At 63.9% G+C, this 20,188-nt stretch carries 22 protein-coding genes and 1 pseudogene; 17 read left to right on the forward strand and 6 right to left on the reverse strand.

Going from position 1 to position 20,188, the window contains the following annotated elements; translation table 11 throughout:
- The first annotated feature begins 107 nt into the window (after nucleotides 1–107).
- The gene (locus Q0C42_RS07095; RefSeq protein ID WP_295073979.1) at nucleotides 108–1,865 is read left to right on the forward strand and encodes a monovalent cation:proton antiporter-2 (CPA2) family protein; all 1,758 of its coding nucleotides are present in this window, start codon (nucleotides 108–110) and stop codon (nucleotides 1,863–1,865) included.
- On the opposite strand, the gene Q0C42_RS07100 is transcribed toward Q0C42_RS07095, so the two are convergent.
- Both Q0C42_RS07100 and Q0C42_RS07105 read right to left on the reverse strand, forming a co-directional pair.
- A complete protein-coding gene (locus Q0C42_RS07100; protein ID WP_295073982.1) occupies nucleotides 1,862–2,326 on the reverse strand; it encodes a thioesterase family protein in 465 nt (154 codons plus the stop codon). The genes Q0C42_RS07095 and Q0C42_RS07100 overlap by 4 nt on opposite strands.
- Before the next feature lie 44 nt (nucleotides 2,327–2,370).
- Entirely contained in the window at nucleotides 2,371–2,844 is a 474-nt protein-coding gene (locus Q0C42_RS07105; protein WP_295073985.1) for an Lrp/AsnC family transcriptional regulator, read from the reverse strand.
- Between the two features lie 115 nt (nucleotides 2,845–2,959).
- On the opposite strand from Q0C42_RS07105, the gene phhA reads away from it, so the two are divergent.
- The 3 genes from phhA to Q0C42_RS07120 all read left to right on the forward strand — a co-directional run bounded on the left by phhA (nucleotide 2,960) and on the right by Q0C42_RS07120 (nucleotide 5,751).
- Entirely contained in the window at nucleotides 2,960–3,754 is a 795-nt protein-coding gene (phhA, locus tag Q0C42_RS07110; protein ID WP_295073987.1) for a phenylalanine 4-monooxygenase, read from the forward strand.
- A gap of 234 nt (nucleotides 3,755–3,988) precedes the next feature.
- Nucleotides 3,989–4,780, forward strand: a complete 792-nt coding sequence (locus Q0C42_RS07115) for a dimethylarginine dimethylaminohydrolase (RefSeq protein ID WP_295073990.1) — start codon at nucleotides 3,989–3,991, stop codon at nucleotides 4,778–4,780.
- Nucleotides 4,777–5,751, forward strand: a complete 975-nt coding sequence (locus tag Q0C42_RS07120) for a hypothetical protein (RefSeq protein ID WP_295073993.1) — start codon at nucleotides 4,777–4,779, stop codon at nucleotides 5,749–5,751. Before Q0C42_RS07115 ends, Q0C42_RS07120 begins: the two co-directional genes overlap by 4 nt.
- Nucleotides 5,752–5,786: 35 nt before the next feature.
- On the opposite strand, the gene Q0C42_RS07125 is transcribed toward Q0C42_RS07120, so the two are convergent.
- Entirely contained in the window at nucleotides 5,787–6,386 is a 600-nt protein-coding gene (locus Q0C42_RS07125) for a LysE family translocator (protein ID WP_295073996.1), read from the reverse strand.
- Nucleotides 6,387–6,459: 73 nt separating this feature from the next.
- Here Q0C42_RS07125 and Q0C42_RS07130 point away from each other — a divergent pair, with 73 nt between their 5' ends.
- Entirely contained in the window at nucleotides 6,460–6,912 is a 453-nt protein-coding gene (locus Q0C42_RS07130) for an Lrp/AsnC family transcriptional regulator (protein ID WP_295073999.1), read from the forward strand.
- A gap of 25 nt (nucleotides 6,913–6,937) precedes the next feature.
- On the opposite strand, the gene Q0C42_RS07135 is transcribed toward Q0C42_RS07130, so the two are convergent.
- The 3 genes and pseudogenes from Q0C42_RS07135 to Q0C42_RS21615 all read right to left on the reverse strand — a co-directional run.
- Nucleotides 6,938–7,936 carry a hypothetical protein gene (locus tag Q0C42_RS07135; protein ID WP_295074002.1) on the reverse strand — a complete coding sequence of 333 codons (999 nt, stop codon included), beginning with the start codon at nucleotides 7,934–7,936 and terminating at the stop codon, nucleotides 6,938–6,940.
- Entirely contained in the window at nucleotides 7,933–9,075 is a 1,143-nt protein-coding gene (locus Q0C42_RS07140) for a hypothetical protein (RefSeq protein WP_295074005.1), read from the reverse strand. Before Q0C42_RS07140 ends, Q0C42_RS07135 begins: the two co-directional genes overlap by 4 nt.
- 212 nt (nucleotides 9,076–9,287) lie before the next feature.
- Nucleotides 9,288–9,614: pseudogene (locus Q0C42_RS21615) on the reverse strand (SMP-30/gluconolactonase/LRE family protein); the annotation flags it as partial.
- On the opposite strand from Q0C42_RS21615, the gene Q0C42_RS07150 reads away from it, so the two are divergent.
- The 12 genes from Q0C42_RS07150 to Q0C42_RS07205 all read left to right on the forward strand — a co-directional run bounded on the left by Q0C42_RS07150 (nucleotide 9,564) and on the right by Q0C42_RS07205 (nucleotide 20,111).
- On the forward strand, nucleotides 9,564–10,256 hold the full coding sequence (locus tag Q0C42_RS07150; protein ID WP_295074337.1) for a FadR/GntR family transcriptional regulator: 693 nt from the start codon (nucleotides 9,564–9,566) through the stop codon (nucleotides 10,254–10,256). The pseudogene Q0C42_RS21615 and the gene Q0C42_RS07150 overlap by 51 nt on opposite strands.
- The gene (locus tag Q0C42_RS07155) at nucleotides 10,253–11,455 is read left to right on the forward strand and encodes a mandelate racemase/muconate lactonizing enzyme family protein (protein ID WP_295074011.1); all 1,203 of its coding nucleotides are present in this window, start codon (nucleotides 10,253–10,255) and stop codon (nucleotides 11,453–11,455) included. The genes Q0C42_RS07150 and Q0C42_RS07155 overlap by 4 nt, the downstream gene beginning before the upstream one ends.
- Nucleotides 11,456–11,490: 35 nt before the next feature.
- On the forward strand, nucleotides 11,491–12,468 hold the full coding sequence (locus Q0C42_RS07160) for a sugar ABC transporter substrate-binding protein (RefSeq protein WP_295074015.1): 978 nt from the start codon (nucleotides 11,491–11,493) through the stop codon (nucleotides 12,466–12,468).
- A 68-nt stretch (nucleotides 12,469–12,536) separates the two neighbouring features.
- Entirely contained in the window at nucleotides 12,537–13,523 is a 987-nt protein-coding gene (locus Q0C42_RS07165) for an ABC transporter permease (protein ID WP_295074018.1), read from the forward strand.
- On the forward strand, nucleotides 13,520–14,251 hold the full coding sequence (locus Q0C42_RS07170; RefSeq protein ID WP_295074021.1) for an ATP-binding cassette domain-containing protein: 732 nt from the start codon (nucleotides 13,520–13,522) through the stop codon (nucleotides 14,249–14,251). Before Q0C42_RS07165 ends, Q0C42_RS07170 begins: the two co-directional genes overlap by 4 nt.
- A gap of 5 nt (nucleotides 14,252–14,256) precedes the next feature.
- Nucleotides 14,257–14,964 carry an SDR family oxidoreductase gene (locus tag Q0C42_RS07175; RefSeq protein ID WP_295074024.1) on the forward strand — a complete coding sequence of 236 codons (708 nt, stop codon included), beginning with the start codon at nucleotides 14,257–14,259 and terminating at the stop codon, nucleotides 14,962–14,964.
- Nucleotides 14,965–15,813: an aldose 1-epimerase gene (locus tag Q0C42_RS07180; RefSeq protein WP_295074027.1), complete on the forward strand. Its 849-nt coding sequence runs from the start codon at nucleotides 14,965–14,967 to the stop codon at nucleotides 15,811–15,813.
- A gap of 43 nt (nucleotides 15,814–15,856) precedes the next feature.
- Entirely contained in the window at nucleotides 15,857–16,957 is a 1,101-nt protein-coding gene (locus Q0C42_RS07185) for a fatty acid desaturase family protein (RefSeq protein ID WP_295074030.1), read from the forward strand.
- An 11-nt stretch (nucleotides 16,958–16,968) separates the two neighbouring features.
- Nucleotides 16,969–17,769: a 3-methyl-2-oxobutanoate hydroxymethyltransferase gene (locus tag Q0C42_RS07190; RefSeq protein ID WP_295074033.1), complete on the forward strand. Its 801-nt coding sequence runs from the start codon at nucleotides 16,969–16,971 to the stop codon at nucleotides 17,767–17,769.
- Between the two features lie 28 nt (nucleotides 17,770–17,797).
- Nucleotides 17,798–18,112: a MocE family 2Fe-2S type ferredoxin gene (locus Q0C42_RS07195; protein ID WP_295074036.1), complete on the forward strand. Its 315-nt coding sequence runs from the start codon at nucleotides 17,798–17,800 to the stop codon at nucleotides 18,110–18,112.
- A 302-nt stretch (nucleotides 18,113–18,414) separates the two neighbouring features.
- Nucleotides 18,415–19,932, forward strand: coding sequence for a winged helix-turn-helix domain-containing protein (locus Q0C42_RS07200; RefSeq protein WP_295074039.1), 1,518 nt, complete (start codon nucleotides 18,415–18,417; stop codon nucleotides 19,930–19,932).
- Nucleotides 19,929–20,111 carry a hypothetical protein gene (locus Q0C42_RS07205; RefSeq protein ID WP_295074042.1) on the forward strand — a complete coding sequence of 61 codons (183 nt, stop codon included), beginning with the start codon at nucleotides 19,929–19,931 and terminating at the stop codon, nucleotides 20,109–20,111. Before Q0C42_RS07200 ends, Q0C42_RS07205 begins: the two co-directional genes overlap by 4 nt.
- Nucleotides 20,112–20,188 lie beyond the last annotated feature (77 nt).

A 20,188-nucleotide genomic window follows, 5' to 3' on the forward strand; every position in this document is an offset into this window, starting at 1 on the left:
GAGGGCACAGATGCGCGGGGGCGGGCGCGGACGGGGCGGTTGCATCGAATCCCATTGCCAACGCGCGGCGTCCGGCCAACTCTCTCCATTCGGCAGGGGAGTGCGCGATGGCGACGGAAACAGGGGGCGTTGATCTGGTTTCGGTGGTGACGCTTTTGGGCGCCGCAGTGGTGGCCGTCCCGGTGTTCAAGCGGATCGGGCTGGGGTCGGTGCTGGGGTATCTGGCAGCAGGACTGGCGATCGGGCCGTTCGGGCTGGGGCTGTTTGCGGACCCGATGGCGATCCTGCACGTGGCCGAGTTGGGCGTGGTGATGTTCCTCTTCATCATTGGGCTGGAGATGGAGCCGTCCCGCCTGTGGGCGATGCGGCGGGACATCTTCGGGCTGGGGCTGTTGCAGGTCGCGCTCTGCATCGCGCTTCTGGGGCTGGTGGGTCTGGCGCTGGGCTATCCCTATGCGGGTTCGCTGATCGCCGGGGCAGGGTTCACCCTGACCTCGACCGCCATCGTCATGCAGATGCTGCAGGAACGGGGGGATATCAGCGCGCCGAAGGGGCAGCGGATGGTGTCGATCCTGCTTCTGGAGGACCTGGCGATCGTGCCCTTGCTGGCGCTGGTCGCGTTCCTGGCGCCGGGCGGTGAGGATGTGACGCTGGCTGACCGGCTGGTGGGGGTGGGGATCGGGCTGGGGGCGATCCTGGCGCTGGTGGTGGCGGGGCTGTACCTTTTGAACCCGCTCTTCCGGCTGCTCGCGGCTGCCCGGGCGCGGGAGGTGATGACGGCGGCGGCCTTGCTGGTGGTGTTGGGGTCGGCGCTATGGCTGCAACTTGGCGGGCTGTCGCTGGCGATGGGGGCGTTCCTGGCCGGGGTGCTGCTGTCCGAATCCAGTTTCCGCCACCAGCTGGAGGCGGATGTGGAGCCGTTCCGGGGCATCCTGCTGGGGTTGTTCTTCCTGGCTGTCGGCATGGCGCTGGATCTGTCGGTGATCGCGGCGAACTGGCAGCTGATCGCGGTCAGCGTGGCGGCGCTGATGGTGCTGAAATCGGCGATCATCTATGGCGTGGCGCGGCTGACGCGGGCCAGCCACCCCGAGGCGCTGGAGCGGACGGTGCTGATGGCGCAGGGGGGCGAGTTCGCCTTTGTGCTCTATTCTGCCGCGCTGGCCTATGGGCTTTTGAACCCCGAAGAAAACGCGATCCTGAATGCAATCGTCATCGTCTCGATGGTGCTGACGCCGGTGATGGTGATCCTGCACGACCGGTTCAAGGCGGTGGCGCTGGTGTCGACCGAGGGGGTGGAGGCTCCGGACGGGTTGTCGGGATCAGTCCTGATCGTGGGCTTCGGCCGGTTCGGGCAGATCGCCTGCCAGCCGCTCTTGGCGCGGCGCTGTTCGGTCACCATCATCGACGATGATGCCGAGATGATCCGGGCGGCGGAAACGTTCGGCTTCAAGGTCTGGTTCGGGGATGGCACGCGGCTGGATATCCTGAAGGCCGCGGGGGCGGACACGGCGCAGGCGGTGCTGATCGCGACGGACAAGAAAGACACCACGACGCGGATCGCCAAACTGGTCAAGCACGAGTTCCCGAACGCGGTGGTGCTGGCCCGCGCCTGGGACCGGGCGCATGCGCTGGAACTGATCCGCGAGGGGGTCGATCACCAGATGCGCGAGGTCTTCCACTCGGCCCTGGCCTTGGGCGGCGAGGCGCTGGAGGTGCTGGGGGTCGATCCCGACGAGATCGGGGCGATCCAGGAGGGAATCATCCGGCGCGACGCCGAACGGCTGGCGCTGCAGATGACCGGGGACATCTATTCCGGCAAGAGCCTGATCATCGGCAACGCCGAGCACACGGCGCGCGCAAGCTAGGCGCGGTCCTGTCCGGGCGCGCCCACGGCGCGGCGGTCGGCGGGCTCGGGCGGGGTCATCAGGCTTTCAAGCTTGGCCTTCACCTCGTCCGGCCAGGGCATCGAGGTGTGTTTGTCGAGCCAGCTTGCCGCAAGGACCTGTTCCACCGACCAGCGGTGTTCGTCACCGCAGTGGATCGTATGGTTCAGCCGGACGGAGGATTTGCCGACCTTCAGGATCCGCAGGCGGAAGGTCAGGGTGTCGCCGAAGAACGAGGGCTTGGAGAAGTCGCAGCTGAGGTGGACGGTGGGCGTGCCCCAGCGTTCCTTCCAGATGATCTCGTGCCAGGGCCAGCCGATATGGGCCCAGAACTCCTCGACCACGCCGTTGAGGATGTTGAGGTAGGCCGGGTAATAGGCGGTGCCCGAGATGTCGCAATCGCCAAAGTGCAGCATCCGGTCGGTGGTGTAGCAAACGGTCATGTCCGTCCCCCCTTTTCGTCAAGGTGCCGGGTTTCCCGCACTTGTCAATCCAGCGGCACGGCGGTGGTGTACTTGGTCTGGCGCAGGACGAAATGGGTGGTGGAGGACCGGACGACGCCAAGGGCAAGCAGGTCGTGCATCAGGAAACGCTCCAGATCCTCGGGGTCGCGGGCCATGACCTTGATCATGTAGTCATCCGCCCCGGTGATGGTGGCGCATTCCACGATGCGGTCGTGGCGCTGCGTGAAGTCGTCCAACTTGCGGATCGTCGCCTCGGAGTGGTCGACGAGCGAGAGGTGGATATAGGCAAGCGTCGGCATCCCCACCTTGCGGCGGTCAAGAAGGGCGACCTCGGCCCGGATGACCTTGGCGTCGCGCATGGCCTTGACGCGGCGCCAGCAAGGTGAGGGCGACATCTGCGCGATGTCCGCAAGCGCCTGGACGGACAGGGTGCTGTCGCGTTGCAGGGCGGTCAGGATGCGACGGTCGGCATCGTCCAGCGGGAAATCAGATTTCATTATAGCGCGCCTTTGCGGAATGACTTGCCGGAATACTGCCAGATGACACCGCGAAAGAAACGAATTTCCGCAGCGATGGGGCAAACTGGATTGGGAGGCAACAGGGGGGCCGGCGATGACCGACTATGCCGCGAAAACGCCGGATGCGGCGGGCTTCATCGACTACACGACAGAGGAGGACGCGGTCTGGCGCGACCTGGTGGCCCGGCAGTGGCCGATGGTCCAGCGGCATGCGGCAGCACCGTACCTGAAGGGACTGGGCGTGCTGGACATGCCGCGTGATCGGGTGCCGCAATGCCCGGACCTGTCTCGGACACTGAAGGCCCTGACCGGCTGGCAGGTGGTACCGGTCCCGGCCCTGATCTCGTTCGGGCGGTTCTTCGGGATGCTGGCGGAGCGGAAGTTTCCGGCCGCAAGCTTCATTCGCAGCCGCAAGGATTTCGACTACATCGAAGAGCCCGACATCTTCCATGAGGTTTTCGGGCATGCGCCCTTGCTGACCGACCCGCGATTTGCCGGGTTCAGTCAGGCCATCGGGCAGGCGGGGATGCGTTGCGCCAAGGAGGATTATGCCTGGCTGATCCGGCTTTACTGGTTTTCCGTCGAATTCGGACTGACGGTCGAGGGGGGCGAGACGAAGACACTCGGCTCGGGGTTGGCGTCCTCGCCCTCGGAGTTGATCTGGGCGGTCGGCCAGGGCGAGGGGCAACCGGAGCTGCGGCCCTTCGACGTGATCGACATCCTGCGCACCCCTTACCGGATCGACATTCACCAGCCGGTCTATTTCGTGATCGAGCGGCTGGACGACCTCTTTGCGGCGGCCCAGCGGGATCTTCTGGCTGATATAGCCACGGCGCGGAAGCTGGGCCTGCATGCGCCGAAGTATCCGCCGAAGGAAATGCGGGCGTGAGGCCACTGGACGCGGCGGAGTGCCGGGAACGGATGGGTGGGCTGCACGGCGAGTGGTTGCTGGACGAGGCGGCTGGAACGCTGACCCGCAGCTTCGTCTTCAAGGGCTATGCCAGGCCGGTGCAGTTGGTCGGCAACCTTGCACAAACCCGGCAGGGAAGATCGGTCCAGTCCTCCCCCCTTGCGCCCGGCCCCGGGCTGATGCGACACAAGACGCGCAGCTTCGGGGTCCGACATGTCCTTTTCCACCCATTTCACCCATGCCATCACCCGCCGCCCCGCCGCTTCCATCACCCTGGGCCTGCGCGCGGTCGACATCGGTGCGCCCGACCTTGCCCTGATGCAGGCCCATCACGCCGACTATATCGCGGCACTGCGCGAAACCGGAGCGACGGTGGTCGAACTTGCCGCCCTTGACGCCTATCCCGACAGCGTCTTCGTCGAGGACACCGCGCTTTGCCTTCCGCAAGGTGCCGTCGTGATGCGCCCCGGCGCTCCCTCCCGGTTGGGCGAAGCCGCCGAGATGGCCCCCCACCTTCGCGCGCTTTATGGGCATGTCGTGGAAATCACCGGGCCGGACAGCTTCATCGAAGGCGGTGACATCCTGGTCACCGAACGCGAGATCCTTGTGGGCCGTTCTGCCCGTACCAATGCGGCGGGGATCGCCGAACTGACGCGACTTGTCGCGCCTTGGGGCCACACTGTCCGCGAGGTGATCACGCCGCCCGGCGTGCTTCATTTCAAGACCGACTGCTCGCTTCTGGATGCCGAGACGATCCTGTCGACCAGGCGGTTGTCAGCCTCGGGCTGCTTCGCCGGCTATCGGGTCATCGACATCCCCGACGGCGAGGAAGCGGCGGCCAATACCATCCGCTTCAACGACCGGGTCCTGATGCCCGCAGGCTTTCCCCGCACCCGCGACGCAATCGCCGGGGCGGGCTTCACGGTACATGAGATCGGCAATTCCGAATGTGCCAAGCTGGACGGCGGGATGTCCTGCCTGAGCCTGCGCTTCACCCCGCGATGAGCTTCAACCTTCTTGCCGTCGGCCAGTCCGGCCGGCTGGAGCATGAGGCGATCCTGCTGGCGGCTTCGCTGCGCCTGTGCGATCCGGGTTTCACCGGCACCCTTTTCATCGCCGAACCGCAGCCGGGGCCGAAGTGGCCCGACGATCCGCGGATGTCCGACCGCGCCGGCAAGACTCTGGCCGCGCTTGGGGCGACGATCCTGCCGTTCGAGAGCCGCGCCTTCGGTGCCGACTACCCGCATGGCAACAAGATCGAGGCCTTGGCGGCGCTGCCGGACGCGCCGTTCCTGTTCCTGGATACCGATACGCTGATCACCGGGCCGGTCAGCCAGATCCCCTTCGATTTCGCTCGGCCCTCTGCCTCGATGCGGCGGGAAAACACCTGGCCGAAGGTCGAGCTTTACGGCCCGACGGCGACGCAGACCTGGAAGTCGCTTTATACGCGTTTCGGCCTGGACTTCGAAACCAGCCTGGACCTGGCCCACCCCGAGGACTACTGGCAGCGCTTCCTGTATTTCAACGCGGGCTGGTTCTTTCACGAAAGCCCGCGGGCGTTCGGCAACCGCTTCCTGGCCTGGGCCAAGGAGATCCGCTCTAACCCGCCCGAGGAACTGGTCTGTCAGGAGCTGTACCCCTGGCTTGACCAGATCACCCTGCCGCTTGTGGTCCATTCCTTCGGCGGCGGGCGACCCGGCCCAGAGCTGGCTGCGCTGGATGGAGCCGCGACCTGTCACTACCGCACGCTTCCCCTGCTTTACGCGCGTGAAAGCGACCGGGCGGTCGAGGTGCTGGAGACCATCGCCGCAGATCCGGACCTGCGGCCTGTGTTGCGGCAATGGGGGGCCTTCAAGCGCATGGTCATCCAGGATGAAGGCGCAAGGGCCCGTGCGCTGTTCGACCGGGCGCATCTGCCTCGCCGTGAACAGATGATCCGCAATACGCTGAAACGCGAGGGTCTCTGGGTGCGCTAGGCAGGTGGGCGATAGCGCCCAGCCTGCGCTTGCCCTCACATCTCCAGCGTCACCACCGGCCAGAGCGACAGCACGAGCAGGCCCGCCATCGCCCAGTTGAACACCTGGAGCCGCCCTGGCCGGTCCAGCCAGCGCCGCACCGCCTGTCCGGCCCCGGCCCAGACCGAAACCGAGGGCAGGTTGACCAGGGCAAAGGTTCCCGCCACCGCGGCGTAGGCCAGGGCCGACGGCTCGACCACATAGGCCGAGACCGCGCCAAGGGCCATCGCCCAAGCCTTCGGGTTCACCCACTGGAACGCGGCCGCCTGCAGGAATGTCATCGGCGCAGCCTTGGCCCGCCCCTCGCCCGGCGCGGCGGAATGGGCGATCTTCCAGGCGAGCCATAGCATGTAGGCGACCGACGCCACCTTCAGCGCCATCAGCGCGGCTGGCCAGGCCTTGAAGATCCCCGCCAGCCCCAGGCCCACCAGGAAGACCATGAGGGCATGTCCGACGCTGATCCCCAGCATGTGCGGCACGGTCCGGCGGAAGCCGAAGTTCACCCCGCTGGCGAGCAGCATCATGTTGTTCGGCCCCGGCGTGACCGAGGTGACGAAGGCAAAGCCCAGGAGGGCGACAAAAAGCTCGTAGGTCATGAATGCAATTCTGCAGCGCCACAGGCGGCGAAGGATTGCAAAGATGCGGGAGACGCGGCTAGATTTGCAACAAATGAGCAAGCTTGACGAGATTGACCACCGGATATTGCGCGAGCTGATCCGGGACGCGCGCCAGCCCAATCTTGCGCTGGCCGACCGGGTGGGGCTTTCGCCTTCGGCCTGCCTCCGCCGGGTGCAGGCGCTGGAAAAGGCCGGTATCATCAAGTCCTACCGTGCCGTCCTGGACCCGGCAAAGCTTGGGATCGGCTTTGTGGCCTATGTCACGGTCGGGCTAGGTTCCCATACCAAAGCCGCGCAGGAGGCCTTCGAGCGGGCGGCGGCCCGTGCGCCCGAGGTCCGCGAATGCCATAACATCACCGGCACGGTCGAATACCTGTTGCGGGTCGAATGCACCGATCTGGCCGCCTACAAGCACTGGCATACCGAAGTCCTGGGCGTCCTTCCCCAGGTTCGCGCGATCACCACCTTTGTCGTGATGGGCAGCCCCAAGGATGACCGCGCTTGACAGAGGGTGTTTACGGCAGGCGGCTTCACCCCGCCCAGGGCAGGGTCAGCGCGGGGTGGAACAGCCAGCGCCACCAGGCATGGTCCAAGAACTGACCGGCAAGAATCAGGAACGCGACCCCGGGTGCGACGGCCATCGCCACCCCGTAGCACAGCCAGGTGAGGAGGCGGGGACGGGCCTTGGCGGGTACCGCGGCCTCGGCGGCGCAGGTGCCGTCCCAAAGCCCAGGCTTCAGGCCAGCGGCGCGAGGGGCGGCGGCGGCATAGGCACGGGCAGCGAGGGCGCGCAGCGTCCAGACTGAAAGGAAGGCCAGCGCGGCCAGAGCCAGCGCGATCTGCCCGTTCAGCGACGCGGCCGCTTCGGGGGAGAGGTCCTCAATCCGGGGCGCCCAGTCGGTCGCCGTGGTGATCAGGCCGCGCGCGGCGGCGAAGGGCGCGGCTGTGAGGAGGCTCAGGACCATCAGCCCCGGAACCCACCAGCCGGCCTGGGCAATCAGGGTCCGCAGGCGGCGCAGTTCGAAGGCGGCGGAGAGCCGGTTCTCGGTCGCGAGATGGGCAAGCATGAAGGGCAGGACGGGAAGGATCAGCGCGGCGAGAAGCGTCCCCGCCAGAAACACCGAGGGACCGACAAGGGCCTGCTCGTAGCCCTTGTTGAACGAATTCTCCCAGCCGGCCCACCAGGCGCCAAGCCAGAGCAGGGAAAAGGGCAGGGTCCAGACCGCAAGCGCGCTCAGGGCGATGAGGCCGGTGCGGATGTTGGCGGCAAGGCCACCAAGCGCGCGGCCAAGGCGCGCGGTCGGGTGGCCGTTCCATTCGCGCGGTCCGAGAAGCCAGCCGGGGGCCTCCTCGGCAGCGCCGAAGCGGTCACGGGCAAGGTGGCCCTGACGCCGGGTCAGCCAACCAAGCGCGATAAGGGCAGTGACCGGGCCGGTGCACAGAAGCGTGCCCACCGTCGCGTCGATCGCCCACCGGGCCAGTCGGGACAGGCGGCCGGGCGTTGCCAGCGGGCGGGCAAGCGCGGTCACAGGAACGCCCCCTCGATGGCACTGCCTTCGGCACGGTGGGCGGCAAAGCCCATTGCGGCGGCGATGGTTGGCGCGATGGCGGACTGGTCCACCGGCGTGTCGATCACGCCACGCGCAATGCCGGGACCGAAGAGCACCGCCCAGGTTTCGTGTGCGGACCGCGAGTTGAAATGATGCTGGAAGGGGACTTCGGCCAGCGGGTTCGCATCGCGCCCGCAGTCCGGAGTGATCACGAAAATTGTCCGGTCGCGGTAGAACGGGTCCGCATCTGCCGCTGCCACCAGACGTTGCAGGCCTTCGTCAATGATGGCGATGGCGCGGGTGTAGTGGCTGGCGTTGCCCCAGTGGACATAGTCGGGGTCCTGGTAGTTCACCATCAGGAAGCGCGGTTTCAACTCGGCCAGCGCGCGGGCGGAAAGTTCGGTCAGCAGCCGGTCGCCGCGCGGGTTCTTCAACCCGGTGTCGCCGAAGTCCTGCCGCCAGCGCGCCCAGAACGCCTGCACCTCGGGCGAGGGGGCGGGCGTCTCACCGCGCGCGTCGGCCGTCAGAAGCGCCTGACGCTCTTGCGCAATGCCGCGCAACTGATCTTCCGGCAGGCGGCCCTCGGCCAGTTGCATCGCGGAGCGGTAAAGCTTGTAGCGGTGCAGGCTCAGCATCTCGGACCGGTGGGCGACGCCGAAGTGATCGCCCGCGCCGAAGGTGAAGAACTCTTCCTGCGGGCGGTCCTCGCCGTTCACCAGAAGCACCTGGTGCGAAGGGATGTCGAAGCTGCGGCGGAGGTATTCGAAGAGCGTCGGCTCGGTGGGCTCCAGCCGGTCGCTGGCCGCATCAAGCTTGCGGTAGGCGAGGTAGCGGCCGGTCAGAAGGTTCAGCGTGCCCTCGGCATGGCTGGTGTTCACCCCTTCCAGCCGGTCGATGCGCAGGTCGGGGATGAAGGTCCCGCGTGGTGCCAGGCTGTGACGCAGGTAGGGCGCCCAGGTCGCGGCCTCGTCGATGGTTTCCGCGCGCCGCACCCCGCCGCCGAAGCGGACGAGGATGACGTTCGGACCGGAATAGACGGGTTGGGACAGGGCAGGAAACGGGGTGGCGAGGCCGGCGGCCAAGCCCAGGGAACCAAGGGTAAAGCTGCGGCGGTCCATCGCGCCTCCGTACGTGTTAATACGATTAACATTACACGAAAGCCGGCATCTGGCGAGTGATTCCTTGGGGTGGCGTCGGAACAGGCGCAAAAGCCCCTCGGGCGTGGCCCGGGAGCTTGGAAAGCCTTTCGAAGGACGGGTTTCGCATGCCCGTCCCCAGCGCAGAGGTGCCGTTCCATACCAAGGATTGCGCCACCAACTGCGCGCATCCCGATCGACGTGGGCCTGCCGTCAAGCGTCCAACGCCGGTGCTCAAGGGTTGCCGGATCGAGCGCCTGGATGTGGCGGGCGATGATGTCGACCCACATCAGCCGACCAATTCGGTCATCCCAGACTGGGCTTTCGCCGACGACATCCTGTGCCGCAAGACTTGTATTGGACCCATGGCAGCGTCCATCAACGAATCCGTTGACAGGCAGGCCGACCATAAAATATGTACCCTTCAAGCCAAACCTGTCTGACAGGTTGAGGGGGATGAGTTGGAACAGGTGGGCAGCAGCGGGCTGGTTGTCGACACTATCGGTGCCATCTCGCGCCATATTCGTGAAAAGGATCTGATGCCCGGCGACAGGTTGCCATCCGAGGCGATCCTGTCGAAAGAGTTGAATGTTTCCAGGACCGTGGTGCGCGAGGCGTTCCGGTCGCTCGCGGCCATGCGCATCATTGAGCTCGCAACCGGCAAGCGGGCCACTGTGGCCCAGATCGACCATGGCGCGATGTCGCTGATGATCGAACACGGGGTGCATACCGACCAGATCAACATTCAGCAGATCTACGACGTCCGGCGCACCATCGAGACGCGGATCGTTGCGCTGGCGGCCATCCGGCGCAGTGATGCCGAGGCGGCAGAGATCCTTTCGCTTGCCGCGCAGATGCTGGAGTGCGCTGACAACCCCGCCGCCCTGCTGGAGCATGATCTGGCCTTTCACACGACATTGGCCCGCGCGTCGCGAAACCCCGTCTATTCACTGCTGATCGGGGCTTTTCAGGGGATCATCCGGCAGACCTGGCCGATTGGCTGGAAAAGCCGGCCGACCCAAGCTTCGCGGGATCTGATGCTGGCCACCCATCAAGACATTGCCCGTGCCGTAGCCGCAGGTGACCCGCAGCAGGCCGTGGACGCCATGGCGCAGCATTTTGATGAAAGCGTGCGGGCCTTGCTGGCGGCAGGCATGTCATGAAGATCATGGCACTGGAAACCATCCGTGTTGCTGAGCGGCCCAATCTCTTGTGGTTGCAGGTTCATACCGACGAAGGTGTTTCCGGCTTGGGTGAAACCTTCTTTGGTGCCGCCGCGGTCGAGGCGCATGTGCATGACTACATCGCACCCCGGGTCCTTGGCCGCGATCCTTTCGAAATTGATCGCCTGTCCGCCGACCTTGTCGGCTATCTGGGATTTCGGTCATCCGGGGCCGAAATGCGAGGCAATTCGGCCTTTGACATTGCGCTGTGGGATCTCTTCGGCAAGGCGATGAACCAGCCCATCGCGCAAATGCTGGGCGGGTTCACCCGGCGCGAGATTCGCACCTACAACACATGCGCCGGGGTGGACTATGTGAAGAAGACCAGCGGGCAAGTGACAGCGAACTATGGCCTTGGCACCCGCCTGGAGTTTGACGACCTGAACGGCTTTCTGACACGGGCCGATGAAGTGGCGCATTCCCTTCTGGAAGAGGGTATCACGGCCATGAAGATTTGGCCGTTTGACGCAGCGGCCGAGGCCACTCTCGGCCAGTACATTTCCATGCCAGACATGCGCAAGGCACTGGAACCATTCGAGAAAATCCGTTCCGCCGTTGGTGACCGGATGGACATCATGGTTGAGTTTCATTCGATGTGGCAGCTTCTGCCCGCCATGCAGATCGCCAAGGCCCTGACGCCATTTCAAACGTTCTGGCACGAAGACCCCATCAAGATGGACAGCCTGTCCAGCCTGAAACGCTATGCCGAGGTGTCGCCCGCGCCGATCTCGGCGTCCGAGACGCTGGCCACCCGCTGGGGCTTTCGCGACCTTCTGGAAACCGGAGCTGCAGGGGTGGTGATGCTGGACCTGTCCTGGTGCGGTGGCCTGTCAGAGGCGCGCAAGATCGCCTCAATGGCCGAGGCATGGCACCTGCCAATAGCCCCGCATGATTGTACGGGTCCCGTGGTCTTGTGCGCCAGCACGCATCTGTCGCTTAACGCGCCGAACGCGCTGATACAGGAAAGCGTGCGCGCCTTCTACCGCACTTGGTACCGCGATCTGGTTACGGCTTTGCCCGAGGTCAAGAACGGCATGATCTCGGTTCCGCCAGGGGCGGGGCTTGGGATGGCGCTTCATCCCGACCTTGACCGGGCTTTCACGACGTCGCGAAAGATATCCGACGCAACTACGGTCTGAAACGGCCGCAACCTGCTTCATGGGAGGAGCAAAAGATGAAGAAGCTAAAGGGACTGGCCATCGCGGCCATGTTGTCGACGACTGCAACCGGGGCATTCGCCCAAGACCCGCTGGACATTGTGTTCACCGTCCACTCGGGTGCGTCGAACACCTTCTGGCAGGCCGTGCAAAAGGGGTATGAGGATGCCTGCGGCAAGATCGGCGCAACCTGCCAGATGGTCTATTTGCAGACCGACGGCTCGATCCCCGAGCAGGTTGCCAACATGGAGGCAGCCCTTGCCCGCAGCCCTGACGCCCTGATCACCTCGATCATCGACAACACCGCCTTTGACGAGGTGATCCAGCGCGCCCGTGACGCCGGTGTGATCGTGATTGCGGCCAACGTGGATGATCTTGAAGGCGCTGCCGGCAACGCGCGGCAGGCCTTCGTCGGGCAGGGTTTCAAGCCTGCCGGCTATGGCCTGGCGCGCGCCCAATGGGCCAACATGCCTGCCGAAGGGCCGATCCATGTGCTTGTTGGCGTCTCTGGCCCGGGTCAAAACTGGTCTGAAACCCGCGCGTTGGGGGTGACGACCTTCCTTGACGAGATGATCGCGGCAAATCCAGACCGCGCCATCACCTATGAAAAGATCGACTCCGGCCTTGATCTGGCAATCGTGGCAGACCGTGTCGGGGCGTATCTTTCGGCACGCCCTGAAACCAACGCCTACTTCGATACCGGTTTCTGGCATGCAGGCGTCGCGGGCGTGTTGCGCGACCGTGGGATCGAACCGGGCAAGGTTCTGCTTGCGGGCTTTGACCTTGTTCCCATCGTCCTCGACGAGATGGACGCGGGCTATATTCAGGTCGAGGTGGACCAGCAGCCTTTCATGCAGGGCTTCATGCCGGTGATGATGGTCTATCAGTCCAAGACGGTCGGCTTGGCCCCGGTGGACATCAACACGGGCGAGGCACTGGTCTACCCCAAGGATGTAGCCGCGGTGCGTGAGCTGTCCGAGCAGGGCCTGCGCTGACAGTTCGAAACCGGTTGGCGCGGGATGTCCTTGCGCCAACCACCTTCTCATCAAGGGATATCCGCCAGATGCGTCGCCTTTTCAAACTGTCCCTGCAAAAGCCCGAGCTGGCCAGCGCGCTCTTGCTATTGCTGCTGGTGATCGTGTTCCAGGTCCGGTCCGACAGCGTGTTCCTTTCGGCAAACAACATCCGTGGAATTCTGGGCATCTTGCCGGAAACCGCGCTCGTTGCCTTGGGTGTGACGCTCTTGATGATCTGTGGTGAGTTTGATCTGTCGGTCGGGTCGGTCTTTGCCTTGATGCCGATGACTATGGCGGTACTTGTCGTGGGCGGCTGGCCGTTCTGGATTGCCGTGCTGGCAGGACTTTCCCTTTGCGCCCTCATCGGGTTCCTGAACGGCTGGATCACCATTCGCTACGACATCCCATCCTTCATCACCACGCTTGGCATGCTGTTCATGGCACGCTCTTTGACGGTGGTGATATCTGGCGGCTTCCCACCCCGGATCAAACCCGGCGAGGTACCAAGCTGGTTGTTCGTCGGCTTTGTCGATGAGGGCGGGCTGGTGCGGGCTTCGGTGCTGTGGTTTGTGGGCATTGCCATCCTGATCAGCCTTTTGCTGTCCCGCACGAATTTCGGCAACTGGGTCCGTGCAACGGGCGGCTTTCCCCCTGCGGCGGCGGCCATGGGCATATCGACGGGCAAGGTCAAGATTGCCTGTTTCATGATCTGCTCTGTGCTTGCCGGCTTTGCGGGCATGATCCAATCCCTGCGCTTGAACTCTTTCCTGCCGTCGATTGGCGAAGGCATGGAGTTGCAGGCCGTGGCATCCGCCGTGATCGGGGGCACTTCCCTGTCAGGCGGGGTCGGGTCCATCCTGGGCGGGCTGATCGGTGCCACGCTGATCCGGGTGATCGACAATGGCATGGTCCTGTCGCAGATCGACGCCAACTGGTTCAAGTTCGCCATCGGCGCGCTGACGATCTTTGCGGTGGTCGGCAATGCGTGGCTGCGCCGCCGTGGCCGCGCCATGAAGGTGGAGACGGACAAATGACCACCCCCATCATCGAAACCCGCAATCTGCACAAATGGTACTCGGGCGTGCATGCGCTGAAAGGTGTCAGCCTTAAGGTGGAACCTGGACAGGCCTTGGGTCTGGTGGGCGACAATGGCGCGGGCAAATCGACCCTGATCAACATCCTCTCTGGTTTGCACCAGCAGGATGAAGGCGAGATTCTGCTGGAAGGCCAGCCGGTCAATATCCGCAACCCCAAGGATTCGATGCGTCTGGGGATCGAGACGATCTACCAGTACAACTCGATGGTTCCGCTGATGACGATTTCGCGCAATGTCTTTATCGGACGCGAGCCGTTGAAGTGGTCGATTGGCGGCTTTGGTATCCTGGATGAACGCAAGATGCGTGAAGACTCGGTCAAGGCGATTGCCGATGTTGACCTGCATCTGCGCTCACCCGATGCGCTGGTGGGTGAATTGTCGGGCGGCCAGCGGCAAGGCGTGGCAATTGCACGGGCCATGCATTTCAAATCCAAGGTAATGATCCTGGACGAGCCGACGAACCACCTGTCAGTCAAGGAAACGGCCAAGGTGATCGGCTTTGTCCAAGGCCTCAAGGCGCAGGGCGTGACTGCGATCTTCATCAGCCACAACATGCACCACGTCTTTGCCTGCTGCGACCGGATCGTCGCCATGGCGCTGGGTCAGATTGTGCTGGACAAGCCCGTGTCTGAAACTTCGATCGAGGAAGTCTCGGAAATGCTGTGACCGCCATGACCGATCTGTCCGAAAAACATGCCCTGGTCACCGGGGGCGTCGGCACCATCGGCACCGCCATTGCCACGGCCTTGGCCGCAGCCGGGGCGCGGGTGACGGTGCTTGACCGCCCCTCCGCCCCGCCACCTGTCGGCCACGGCTGGCTTGGCGTGGACCTTGGCGACCTGTCGGGCGTGCAGGCCCGGGTGGCCGCGGCAGGCCCCTTTGACATCCTGATCAACAACGCGGCCCTGATCATCAACAAGCCTTTCGAAGAATTCAGCCTTGAAGAATACGAGGAGCAGATCCGCATCAACTCATCGGCCGCCTTCGCCCTGACCCGCGCCTGCGCCCCCGCGATGAAGGCTAGGGGCTGGGGCCGTGTCATCAACCTGACCTCGCTGACGCTGAACGGCCAATGGGACGGTTTTGTACCTTACGTCGCCTCGAAGGGCGCATTGCTGGGCCTGACCCATGCGCTGGCGCGAGAACTTGGGCCCCATGGCATCACTGTCAATGCCATCTCCCCCGGTGCCGTGGTGTCCGAGGCCGAGAACCGCGTGTTTGCCGACCGTCTGGACGAATACAACCGCTTCATCCTTGACCGCCAGAGCCTGAAGTCCCGGATCCAGGCGGAAGACGTGGCTAATCTGGCGGTGTTTCTGGCATCGGATGCGGCGCGGATGATCTCGGGCCAGAACATCGGCATCGACGGGGGCTGGTAAATGATCACGCTGACCGCAGGTCCGTCGAAGGCCGAGATCATTGCCGAAATGGGGGCCGGGCTGGCTGGTCTGTGGGCCGACAAAAAGCCTGTGCTCCGGCCCTGGTCAGGCCGTGTGCAAGATGGCCTCTTTGCGCTGGCCTGCAACCTGCTGGTGCCCTTTTCGAACCGGATTTCGGGTGGCGGCTTTGACTATGAGGGGGCACGGCACTCGCTTCACCCCAATTTGCCGGGCGAGGTCTGTCCGATCCATGGCGATGGCTTTCAGCGGCCCTGGCAAGTGGTGGACGTGACCGGGAACCGTGCCGAACTGAGCCTGGTGGGTGGTGAAATCGGCCCGTTCCGTCATTCCGCCTCTGTCCGGTACCACCTGACCCAAGGGTCGCTGGAAACCCGGCTTTCCGTCACCAATACCGGCGATCTGGCCTTGCCCTTTGGTCTGGGTCTTCATCCCTGGTTCCCGCGCGATGAAGATACCCGCCTGCAATTCAGCGCCACCGGTCAGTGGCCCGAGGGCCCCGACCACCTGCCGACATCGCCGGTCCCGGTACCATTCGGCACGACCTGCCCCTGGGCGCGGCCTGAACCATTGCCGCACGGCTGGATCAACAGCGGGTTTTCCGGTTGGGACGGCAAGGCCCGGATCGTTCAGGGCAATGCGGCCATGTCGTTGCGGATCGCCTGCACAGGCCTTGGCACGGCCCTGCTTTATTCCCCGTCCGATCGAGCCGACTTCTTCTGTTTCGAGCCGGTTTCGCATCCGGTCGACGCGCATAATCTGCCCAGTCAACCCGGACTTGTCCGCCTTGCCCCCGGTGCAGATTTCATCGTTTCAATGACCCTGAACTGAGAGCACGCCGCATGACCCCGCTTCGCCGACCAAAGGTGCAACCATGACCACAGCCACAATCCCCGTCGGACAACGCGACTACAGTCTGGTCGGTGCCGACAGCCGCCGCGCCGTCGAGATCGGACTGGCATCGGCGGAATGGTATCATTCCCAGGTGCCACGTGCCGTGATGAAAGACCTGATGAAGCGCACCGACGGCCCGGCTATCCGCGATACGATCCTGTGGTTTGCGCTGCTGATCGGCGGGGCGTGGGGGGGCATATACTTCTGGGGCACCTGGGCAGCCGTGCCGTTCTTCATCGTTTACGGCGTGATCTATGGGTCATCTTGCGACAGCCGCTGGCATGAATGCGGCCATGGCACAGCCTTCAAGACCGCCTGGATGAACGATGTCATCTACCAGATCGCAAGCTTCATGGTGATCCGCAATCCCGTCACCTGGCGCTGGAGCCATGCCCGCCACCACACCGATACCTACATCGTCGGTCGCGACGCCGAAATCGCCTGGATGCGTCCGCCGAGGACCCTGATGAACTTCCTCGCCTTTTTCGATGTCATCGGCTCGTTCAAGTCGTTGCAGATCCTTCTCCGCAACGCTTCGGGAAGGCTTTCGCCGGATGAAAAGGACTTCATTCCGCAAAGCGAATGGGGCAGGACCGTCTTTGCCGCCCGCGTCCATATGGCCATCTATGCTGCAACCGTGGTCACGGCCCTCTGGATGCAGTCATGGCTGCCCCTGTTCCTGATCGGCTTTCCGCGCATCTACGGCTGCTGGCACATGGTGATGTGCGGGCACCTGCAGCATGCGGGGCTTGCGGAGAACGTGCTGGATCACCGGCTGAATTCGCGCACCGTCTACATGAACCCGATCAGCCGCTACATCTACTGGAACATGAACTACCACATCGAACATCACATGTTCCCGATGGTGCCCTATCACGCACTTCCGCGCCTGCACGCGTTGATCAAGGACGATCTGCCGCCGCCCAACCCCTCGATCCTGGATGGCTACCGCGAGATCCTGGCCTCTCTGCGCCAGCAGAAGATCGACCCAGAATACTATTTGCGCAAGGAACTGCCCCCCACGGCCCGGCCCTACCGCGAAGAGTTTCACAACCTCGACATCGCCCGTCCTGGGACCTGAAGGAGACTGCCATGACCCGGACCAAACCCACCATCGCCGATCTTCGGGCCCGCAAGGGCAAAGGACAGTTGACCATGCTGCGCGTGATGTCGCTGGAGGAGGCGGCGGCCGCCGAAGACGCGGGCATCGACATCGTCTCGGTGCCTGCCGAAATCGTCACCCATCCGCGCTACCGCGAAGTGGCGCCGACCCTGTTTTCGATGACCGGCCAGACCCATCTGGAGGCGGGGACGCGCGACGATTATCTGCGTTGGGCCTGCAAGGTAATGCTGGCGGGGGCGGACGCGGTCTATTGCTCGGGCGGGCTTGGCACGGTGGAACATGTGGCGCGGGAACATATCCCCGTGGTCGGCCATGTCGGTCTGGTGCCCAGCCGCGCCACCTGGACCGGTGGCATGAAGGCGGTGGCCAAAACCGCGCAGGATGCCATGGCCCTGCTGGATGAAGTGCGCGCCTATGAGGCGGCGGGGGCCTTTGCGGTCGAGATCGAGGTTGTCCCCGTCGAAGTCGCCAGCGAAATCAGCCGAAGGGTCGGCATCCTCTTGTGGTCGATGGGGGCGGGCCCGGGCTGCGATGCGCAATACCTGTTCGCAGAAGACATTCTGGGTACCAACCGCGGCCACATGCCCCGGCATTCGAAAGTCTATCGCAACTTTGCCGAGGAATATGACCGCCTGCAGGCCGAACGGGTGGCGGCGTTTCGAGAATTCATCGCCGATGTCGCCTCGTCGGCCTATCCCGAAGACAAGCACGTCGTCAAAATGTTACCGGAGGAACTGTCAGCGTTCAAAGCCGCCATTCCCGCGGACTAAACCGACGAAAGGACAGGAGAGAAGCACCATGCCGGAATGGATTCGCGCCTGCGCGGAAACCGATATCGAGCGCGAAGATCTGATCCGCTTTGACCACGCCGGATCTACCTATGCCATCTATCACGCACCCGACGGCCAGTTCTATGCCACCGCAGGCCGCTGCACCCATGAGGACGTGCATCTCTGTGACGGGCTGGTAATGGGACATCTGATCGAATGCCCGAAACACAACGGCCAATTCGACTATCGCACGGGCGAGGCAAAGCGTGCCCCCGTCTGCGTCAATCTGCGGACATTTCCCGTGAAGGCTAAGGATGGCTTGGTGTTCATCGATGTAGATTGAGGCTCCACCCTGGCGGCAAGTCAGTGACCTGGTCGGACCCATGCGAGGACGAGCGGCGCTCTTTTTGGTCATGCCGACGACGACAGGGTGTTTCGGCTGCATTTGAATGTCCTTCAGGGGCGGGATGCAGACGCTCGCTGTTTGTACGAAGTTCAGCGCGGCAACCGCAAAAGCTGCCCCTTGGTTCAGGAAGTGATGGGAAGGCCGGCGTCTAGGGGCGCGAACCTCGCCGGCGGAATAGAGTTTGGCATGTAGCCCCTTGGCCTCTATCGTCGCCCGATATCCATTTCTTGGGCGTTGCAGTGATTGATCCCGTTCAACCCCACATTGAGCTACTGCGTAGCTTGCGCAGGCTCAGGATCGACGGTTCTGAACAGGTTATCGGCGCGCGGGCCTTCGACGTGCTGGCCTATCTTGACGCGCATTCCGGCCGGGTGGTGACCAAGGCGGAACTCTTGGAGCATGTCTGGGCCGATCTTAACGTCGAGGAAAGCAACCTCACGGTCCAGATCGCCACGCTGCGCAAGCTGATCGGCGCGCGGGCCATCGCGACGGTGCCGGGTGTCGGGTATCAGTTGACCCTGGCGGCCACCTCTCCGGCAGATCCGGAAAAGGCCTTGCCGCTGCCGGACAAGCCCTCGCTCGCGGTGCTTCCCTTCGCCAACCTCACGGGCGATGCGGGCAAGGACTATCTGGTGGATGGGATCGTCTCTGACCTGATCGGGACGCTGTCCCGCATTCCTACGGTTTTTGTGATCGGAGCGAACACCAGCTTCACCTTCAAGGGCCGCAGCGTCGATCTGGCCGAGGTCGGTCGGCAACTGGGTGTGCGGTACATTCTGGAGGGCGGCATTCAGGTCGCCGGCGATCGACTGAGGATCAACACACAGCTTGTCGACGCTGCGGCCGGACACACGATCTGGAGTCAGCGTTTCGATGGCGCTCTGGACGAGATCTTCGCGTTGCAGGATCAAGTGAGCGCACAAATAGCCGCCGTGATCGAGCCCAACCTGATCCTTGCCGAACAGCGGCACGCCAGCTCCAAACCGACGACCGACCTCATGGCCTATGACCTGTGCCAGCAGGCCGCTATGTTGGCGCATCGGGTCGCGTACATGGAGTCGTTCACCAAGGCGAAAGCGTTGTTGGAGCGTGCGATCGCGCTTGATCCGGACTATGCGCAAGCAAAGGCATTGATGTGTCGCTTGTATTTGGTCGCCTACGGGGCCCGCTTCATCAGTATCGACGAGGCCCGCACAGCGCTGCCGCTGGCCGAGGAGATACTGGAGTCGTCACCGGCCGATCCACTCGTCCTGACATATGCCGGACATTTGATCGGCTATGTCGGCGGTCAGTCCGTGCGTGCGGCAGGCCTGCTGCGACAGGCCCTTGGATTCCATCCCAATTCCAGCTTCGTGCTGATATCTTCAGGCTATGTCCACACCTACGCCGAAGAGCTGGACATCGCTGCTGATCATTTTCGCCGAGCGATCCGACTGGACCCGCTGGCGCCGAACACTGGCCATGCCTACGTCGGACTGGGACTTGCCCTGCTGATGGCTGGGCAAGTGGATGCGGCGATTTCCACACTTGAGCAGGCGCTGACGCAGGTCCCGGAAATGGGGACGCTGCACCAGTTCCTTACCGTTGCCTATTGGTCCGCTGGTCGCAAGGAGGAGGCCGCTCGCCATTGCTCGATTCTGATGCAGAAAGTCCCGGACCTGACGATCTCGGGACTGCTGAATGACATGCCGCAGCGATTGCCAAGCTTCCGCGTCCTGGTCGAAGCGGCGTTGCGCGGGCTGGGAGTTCCGGAATGACCGCGCCCCCTGCACAGTCGGTCGTCATCCTGCCCGCCGGGCGCGCGGTGCGGATCGATGGCGAGACCGGGGAGATCGGCGCGCGGGCCTTTGACGTGCTGTACTATCTCGACGCGCCATCCGGCCGGGTGGTGACCAAGGTGGAACTGCTGGAGCATGTCTGGGCCTGCACAAGCTGATCGGAGCGCGGACCATCGTCGACGGTGCCGAGTGTCGCCTTATCAATTGACGCTTTCCGCCGAAGCTCAGGCAGATC

The organism is Tabrizicola sp. (genome assembly GCF_022842145.1).
GTDB lineage: Bacteria > Pseudomonadota > Alphaproteobacteria > Rhodobacterales > Rhodobacteraceae > Tabrizicola.

Excerpts from the sequence above, each read along its gene's own strand:
- Q0C42_RS07095 (WP_295073979.1), top strand. The coding sequence starts at position 108 with ATGGCGACGGAAACAGGGGGCGTTGATCTGGTTTCGGTGGTGACGCTT.
- Q0C42_RS07100 (WP_295073982.1), bottom strand. The coding sequence starts at position 2,326 with ATGACCGTTTGCTACACCACCGACCGGATGCTGCACTTTGGCGATTGC.
- Q0C42_RS07105 (WP_295073985.1), bottom strand. The coding sequence starts at position 2,844 with ATGAAATCTGATTTCCCGCTGGACGATGCCGACCGTCGCATCCTGACC.
- phhA (WP_295073987.1), top strand. The coding sequence starts at position 2,960 with ATGACCGACTATGCCGCGAAAACGCCGGATGCGGCGGGCTTCATCGAC.
- Q0C42_RS07115 (WP_295073990.1), top strand. The coding sequence starts at position 3,989 with ATGTCCTTTTCCACCCATTTCACCCATGCCATCACCCGCCGCCCCGCC.
- Q0C42_RS07120 (WP_295073993.1), top strand. The coding sequence starts at position 4,777 with ATGAGCTTCAACCTTCTTGCCGTCGGCCAGTCCGGCCGGCTGGAGCAT.
- Q0C42_RS07125 (WP_295073996.1), bottom strand. The coding sequence starts at position 6,386 with ATGACCTACGAGCTTTTTGTCGCCCTCCTGGGCTTTGCCTTCGTCACC.
- Q0C42_RS07130 (WP_295073999.1), top strand. The coding sequence starts at position 6,460 with ATGAGCAAGCTTGACGAGATTGACCACCGGATATTGCGCGAGCTGATC.
- Q0C42_RS07140 (WP_295074005.1), bottom strand. The coding sequence starts at position 9,075 with ATGGACCGCCGCAGCTTTACCCTTGGTTCCCTGGGCTTGGCCGCCGGC.
- Q0C42_RS07155 (WP_295074011.1), top strand. The coding sequence starts at position 10,253 with ATGAAGATCATGGCACTGGAAACCATCCGTGTTGCTGAGCGGCCCAAT.
- Q0C42_RS07160 (WP_295074015.1), top strand. The coding sequence starts at position 11,491 with ATGAAGAAGCTAAAGGGACTGGCCATCGCGGCCATGTTGTCGACGACT.
- Q0C42_RS07165 (WP_295074018.1), top strand. The coding sequence starts at position 12,537 with ATGCGTCGCCTTTTCAAACTGTCCCTGCAAAAGCCCGAGCTGGCCAGC.
- Q0C42_RS07170 (WP_295074021.1), top strand. The coding sequence starts at position 13,520 with ATGACCACCCCCATCATCGAAACCCGCAATCTGCACAAATGGTACTCG.
- Q0C42_RS07175 (WP_295074024.1), top strand. The coding sequence starts at position 14,257 with ATGACCGATCTGTCCGAAAAACATGCCCTGGTCACCGGGGGCGTCGGC.
- Q0C42_RS07180 (WP_295074027.1), top strand. The coding sequence starts at position 14,965 with ATGATCACGCTGACCGCAGGTCCGTCGAAGGCCGAGATCATTGCCGAA.
- Q0C42_RS07185 (WP_295074030.1), top strand. The coding sequence starts at position 15,857 with ATGACCACAGCCACAATCCCCGTCGGACAACGCGACTACAGTCTGGTC.
- Q0C42_RS07190 (WP_295074033.1), top strand. The coding sequence starts at position 16,969 with ATGACCCGGACCAAACCCACCATCGCCGATCTTCGGGCCCGCAAGGGC.
- Q0C42_RS07195 (WP_295074036.1), top strand. The coding sequence starts at position 17,798 with ATGCCGGAATGGATTCGCGCCTGCGCGGAAACCGATATCGAGCGCGAA.
- Q0C42_RS07205 (WP_295074042.1), top strand. The coding sequence starts at position 19,929 with ATGACCGCGCCCCCTGCACAGTCGGTCGTCATCCTGCCCGCCGGGCGC.